General features: G+C 71.1%; 7 protein-coding genes. All 7 read right to left on the bottom strand.

Annotated features, from left to right (window positions below; genetic code table 11):
- Positions 1-599 (bottom strand): YeeE/YedE thiosulfate transporter family protein (locus tag C667_RS20055; protein ID WP_004379267.1); only part of this gene is annotated, 599 nt, incomplete at its 3' end.
- Positions 600-613: 14 nt separating this feature from the next.
- Positions 614-1,315 carry a 7-cyano-7-deazaguanine synthase QueC gene (gene queC, locus C667_RS20060; RefSeq protein WP_004379269.1) on the bottom strand — a complete coding sequence of 234 codons (702 nt, stop codon included), beginning with the start codon at positions 1,313-1,315 and terminating at the stop codon, positions 614-616.
- Positions 1,316-1,396: 81 nt separating this feature from the next.
- Positions 1,397-2,068, bottom strand: coding sequence for a 7-carboxy-7-deazaguanine synthase QueE (gene queE / locus C667_RS20065; protein ID WP_004379271.1), 672 nt, complete (start codon positions 2,066-2,068; stop codon positions 1,397-1,399).
- A 3-nt stretch (positions 2,069-2,071) separates the two neighbouring features.
- Complete coding sequence (ybgF, locus tag C667_RS20070; protein ID WP_004379273.1) at positions 2,072-2,869, bottom strand: tol-pal system protein YbgF; 798 nt, start codon at positions 2,867-2,869, stop codon at positions 2,072-2,074.
- A gap of 12 nt (positions 2,870-2,881) precedes the next feature.
- On the bottom strand, positions 2,882-3,394 hold the full coding sequence (pal, locus tag C667_RS20075; RefSeq protein ID WP_004379275.1) for a peptidoglycan-associated lipoprotein Pal: 513 nt from the start codon (positions 3,392-3,394) through the stop codon (positions 2,882-2,884).
- Positions 3,395-3,462: 68 nt separating this feature from the next.
- On the bottom strand, positions 3,463-4,758 hold the full coding sequence (gene tolB / locus C667_RS20080) for a Tol-Pal system beta propeller repeat protein TolB (RefSeq protein ID WP_004379277.1): 1,296 nt from the start codon (positions 4,756-4,758) through the stop codon (positions 3,463-3,465).
- A 40-nt stretch (positions 4,759-4,798) separates the two neighbouring features.
- On the bottom strand, positions 4,799-5,122 hold a 324-nt coding region (locus tag C667_RS20085; protein WP_004379280.1), incomplete at its 5' end, for an energy transducer TonB.

A 5,122-nucleotide genomic window follows, 5' to 3' on the forward strand; every position in this document is an offset into this window, starting at 1 on the left:
GGGCGGCGCGCGTCGCGGCTCGCCAACACCCAGGCGAGCAGGCCGCCGCCGGCGAGCGCGCTGGCGGCGAGCAGCGCGCTGCCTGCGTCCATGCCGGCCGCGGCGAGGAAGGCGGGCAGGGTCTGGGCGTGGGGCAACTGCAGCGCGACCGGGTCGAGGAACTCGACCCGCCACACGCCGGTGAGCCCGCGCAGGGTCATCGAGGCGCCGATGGCGACGAAGACGAAGACCACCACCGACTTGAGGTTGCCGCCGCCGATGCGGATCAGGGTCTTGCCGGCGCAGCCGGAGGCGAGCGTCATGCCGACGCCGAAGGCGAGTCCGCCCACGAGATGCGACAGCCAGGGCAGGCGGGCGCCGGTGTAGATCGTCCTGGCGGGATCGAAGAGGCCGAGCGCCTGCAGCGCGCCGGTGCCGAGGATGGCGACGGCGATGGCGAGCGCCCACATCCGCATGCGCGTCCAGTCGCCGATGTTCACCGCGTCGGAGACCGCGCCCATGGTGCAGAAGCTGGTGCGCTGGCTGGAGGCGCCGAACACGGCGCCGATCGCGAAGCCGAGCCAGACGATGGTCGAGGCGGAGACGAGGGCGTGGTCCATGGCGCGGCCGGGGCTCAGGTCGAGGGCGCCTGGTAGGGCGTGGGGTCGGCGACGCCGGCCGCAGCGAAGCCGGCGGCGCGCAGGCGGCAGGCCTCGCAGCGGCCGCAGGCGCGGCCGTCGTCGTCGGCCTGGTAGCAGGTGACGGTGAGGCCGTAGTCCACGCCGAGGGCGACTCCGCGGCGGATGATGTCGGCCTTGGAGAGCTCGATCAGCGGCGCGTGGATGCGCAGCTGCGCGCCCTCGACGCCGACCTTGGTGGCGAGCCGTGCCATGCGCTCGAAGGCCTCGATGAAGGCGGGCCGGCAGTCCGGGTAGCCGGAGTAATCGACCGCATTCACGCCGACGAAGATGTCGTTGGCACCGAGCACCTCGGCCCAGGCGAGCGCGATCGACAGCATCACCGTGTTGCGCGCCGGCACGTAGGTCACCGGGATGCCGGCGTTGTCCTGGTCGAGCGGCACCGCGATGCCGGGGTCGGTGAGCGCCGAGCCGCCGAACTGTCCGAGCTCGACGCTGGCCGTGCGGTGTTCGCGTGCCCCCAGGACCTGCGCCACCCGCTTCGAGGCGGCGAGCTCGGCGGCGTGGCGCTGGCCATAGGCGACGGACAGCGCATAGGTCTCGAAGCCCATGTCGCGCGCGATCGCGAGGCAGGTGGCGGAGTCGAGGCCGCCGGAGAGCAGCACGACGGCGCGGGGCGGGGTGTTGAGGCGGGTCATTGCGGGCTCATTCCGGATGGCGGGTCGGGGTGGGGCTGCCCGCCGCGCGCGGACGGCGCCGACGGGCGGGAGCGGCGCCGCTCAGCGGCCGCGCGCGTCGTTCCACAGGATCTTGTGGAGCTGCAGCTGGAAGCGCACCGGCAGGCGGTCACGCACGATCCATCCGGCCAGCTCGGCAGGATCCAGCGCGCCGGCGACCGGCGACAGCAGCACCGTGCAGCATTCGGCGAGGCGGTATTCGGCGATCTGCTGTTTCGCCCACGCGTAGTCGGCGGCGTCGGCGAGCACGAACTTGAGCTCGTCGCGAGCGTTCAGCAGCGCGAGGTTTTCCAGGCGGTTGCGCGCGAGCTCGCCCGAGCCGGGGGCCTTGAGGTCCATGATGCGCGACACGCGGGGATCGACCCCGGCGATATCGAGCGCGCCGCTGGTCTCCAGCGACACGTCGTGGCCGGCGTCGCACAGCGCGGCGAGCAGCGCGAGGCAGCCCTTCTGCGCGAGCGGCTCGCCGCCGGTCACGCAGACGTGGCGCAGGCCGTGGCCGGCCACCTCGGCGAGGAGGTTGTCGAGCGTGCGGGTCTCGCCTCCGCTGAAGGCGTAGGCGGTGTCGCACCAGCTGCAGCGCAGCGGGCAGCCGGTGAGGCGCACGAACACGGTGGGCAGGCCGACACGGGTGGATTCGCCCTGCAGCGAGGCGAAGATCTCGGTGATGCGCAGGCGCACGGCCGTTGCCGGCGCCGTCTCGACCGCCGACATGGGTCAGCGCGCGTTCAGGCGCTGGCGGGCGACCTGGGCGGCGTTGCTCTGCGGATAGCGCTCGAGCAGCGACTGCAGGGTGCGCCTGGCGCCGGCGGCGTCGTTCATCGCCTGCTGGCTGTTGGCCAGGCCGAGCATGGCGTCGGGGGCGACGTTCTCCTTGGGATACTTGTCGATCACGGTCTTGAAATGGCGGTTCGCACTGGCGACGTCGCGCGCCTGCAGTGCGGAGTTGCCGGCCCAGAAGTGGGCGCCAGCGGTGAAGTTGCCGTTGGGATAGCGGGCGACGAAGCGCTCGAACGCGGTTTGTGCGTCCTTGTGCTTGCCGTTCTTGAGCAGCGCGAGCGCGCCCTGGTAGTCGGCGGACTCGGTGTTCGCGGATGCGGGGGCCGGTGCGGGCGCGGGTGCCTGGGGGGGCGCTGTGGCCGCGGCCGGTGCCGCCGGCGCCGCATCCCCGGAAGCAGGGGCGGCGGAGGCGTTGCCCGCCGCACCGGATTCGAACCGGCGTAGGCGGGCGTCGAGGTCGACGTAGAAATCCTTCTGGCGCTGCTTGAGCGTCTCCACCTCGTTGGTCAGCAGTTCGATCTGGCCACGCAGGCGCGCCAGCTCGGCGCGCATCTGCTCGTTCTGCATGGCGAGCTCGAGCTGGCCGCGGCTGGTGGTCTCGATCTGGCCCTGGACTTCCTGGCGGAGCTGGAAGACCTGGTTGCGGGCCTCGGTGTCACCCCCGAAGAGCTGGGCGTGCACCGGGGCGGTCGGGATCAGGACGAGCGCTGCGGCGAGCGGCAGAAGGCGTTTCATGTCGGGACTCTCTTAGAACTCGCCCGTGTAGAGCATGTCGCCGCGACGGTTCTCGGCGTAGCAGTTCTCGGTGCGGTCTTCGCAGCGCGGCTTCTCTTCGCCCAGGCTCACGGACTCGATCTGCGATTCCTTGGCGCCCAGCAGCATGAGGGCCTGCTTGACGACGTCGGCGCGCTTCTGGCCGAGGGCGAGGTTGTATTCGCGGCTGCCGCGCTCGTCGGTGTTGCCCTGGACGAGCATGTTCATCTGCGGGTTCTGCACCAGGAAGCGGGCGTGGGCTTCGACCAGCGCACGGGCTTCCTGCTTGATCACGAAGCTGTCGAAGTCGAAGAACACGCTGCGCTTGGACAGGATGTTGTTGGGGTCGGTCAGCGCCGCAATGCCGCTACCCGAAGCGCTGCCGGCGGTCACGGTGGCGACGCCAGCGCCACGGTCCTGGACCGAGGCGGCGCCGTTCTCGGGGCCGGTGCTCGAGCAGGCGGCCAGGGTCAGTGCGAGCAGCGCGGGGAGGACGAGTTTCTTCATGGGTGATGCTCCAGTACGAGTGTTGATGACAGCAGAGAGGGATGCGCGGCTTTGTTGCCGCTTCATGGTTACCGGATCTGCGGACCCCAGGCGGGTTCGCGGACATCGGCGGCCTGCACCGTGAGCCGCTGGCGGATGCGCCCGTCGGTCGACACCGCCGACAGCACGCCACGGCCACCGGTGTCGGTGGCGTAGAGGATCATGCGGCCATTGGGGGCGAAGCTGGGCGATTCGTCGCGTGCCGAATCGGTGAGGATGGTGGTCTGCCGGGTGGCGACGTCCTGCACGGCCACCTGGAAGCGGCCGGCGTTGCGGGTGATGAAGGCGAGCAGCTTGCCGTCGAACGACAGGCGCGGCGACACGTTGTAGTTGCCTTCGAAGCTCACCCGCTGGGCGCTGCCGCCACCGGCAGGAATGCGGTAGATCTGCGGGCTGCCGCCGCGATCCGAGGTGAAGTAGATGTGGCCGTCGGCGCCCCAGAAGGGCTCGGTGTCGATGCCCGAGGATTGCGCGAGGCGACGCACGCCGGAGCCGTCGGCGCCGATCGCGTACAGCTGCGACTGGCCGTCCTTGGTGAGCACCACCGCGAGCTGGCTGCCGTCGGGCGACCAGCTCGGGGCCGAGTTCGAGCCCTTGAAGTTGGCGACCACGCGGCGCTGGCCGGTGGCGAGCGTGTGCACGTAGACGATCGGCTTCTTCTGCTCGAAGGACACGTAGGCCAGGCGCTGGCCGTCCGGCGACCACGAGGGCGAGATGATCGGCTCGCGCGAGCGCAGCGCGGTGGCGGCGTTCATGCCGTCGGCGTCGGCGACCTGGAGCTCGAAGTTGGGGCCGGACTTGATCACGTAGGCGATGCGGGTGGCGAAGTAGCCCGGCAGGCCGGTGAGCTTCTCGTACACGAAGTCGGCGATGCGGTGGCCGACCAGGCGGTTCTGCGCCGGGCTCATCGGCAGCGACATGGCGCCGAGCTCCTGCTGCTTGTGCGCGTCGAAGAGGCGGAAACGCACGTCGTAGCGCCCGTCGGCCATCGGGATCAGGCTGCCGGTGAGCACCGCGTCGGCGCCGCGGCCGCGCACCGCGGCGAGGTCGGGCGGAACGGATTCGGGCATCGGCAGCGGGCCGGTGTCGATCAGGGTGAACAGGCCGCTGCGCTCGAGGTCGGCGCGCACGACGTCGGTGACGCTCTGCGGCAGGCGGCCCTCGTTCTCGAAGATCGGGATGATGACCGGGAAGCGCGAGGCGCCGGTGCCGGTGATCTCGATCGAGAGCTGGGCGTGTGCGCCGAGCGCGAGGCTGGCGAGCAGGCCGGCGAGGAACAGGCGGAACGCGTGCAGGGGGCGGAATGCGTGCAGTGTTTTGATCATGCGGGGTTTTCTCCAGCCGCGGATTATAGACATGACGGACTCAATCGTCCGCCAGCGGACGGAATTTCAGCTCGAGCGTGCGCTCGAACTGGTTCTTGTTGTCCGGCAGCGGCAGCGGGCTCGAGCGCCGGATCGCGCGCTCGATGGCCTCGTCGAGCGCGGGCACGCCCGAGGAGCGCTTGAGGCGCACGTTGAGCACCTCGCCGCTCGGCAGCTGGTCGACCTCGAACACCGCCTCCGGGTTGCCGGAGAGGCCGGGCGGCCGCAACAGGTTGCCGCGCACCTTGGCGGCGATCGCCGCGCGGTACTTGTCGATGTCGCCGCCCGGCGGGCCCTGGCGGCTCGGGCCCGCCGCGGCCGCGCG

It is taken from the genome of Thauera phenylacetica B4P (assembly GCF_000310225.1).
Taxonomy (GTDB): Bacteria; Pseudomonadota; Gammaproteobacteria; order Burkholderiales; family Rhodocyclaceae; genus Thauera; species Thauera phenylacetica.

Excerpts from the sequence above, each read along its gene's own strand:
- pal (WP_004379275.1), bottom strand. The coding sequence starts at position 3,394 with ATGAAGAAACTCGTCCTCCCCGCGCTGCTCGCACTGACCCTGGCCGCC.
- ybgF (WP_004379273.1), bottom strand. The coding sequence starts at position 2,869 with ATGAAACGCCTTCTGCCGCTCGCCGCAGCGCTCGTCCTGATCCCGACC.
- queC (WP_004379269.1), bottom strand. The coding sequence starts at position 1,315 with ATGACCCGCCTCAACACCCCGCCCCGCGCCGTCGTGCTGCTCTCCGGC.
- queE (WP_004379271.1), bottom strand. The coding sequence starts at position 2,068 with ATGTCGGCGGTCGAGACGGCGCCGGCAACGGCCGTGCGCCTGCGCATC.
- tolB (WP_004379277.1), bottom strand. The coding sequence starts at position 4,758 with ATGATCAAAACACTGCACGCATTCCGCCCCCTGCACGCGTTCCGCCTG.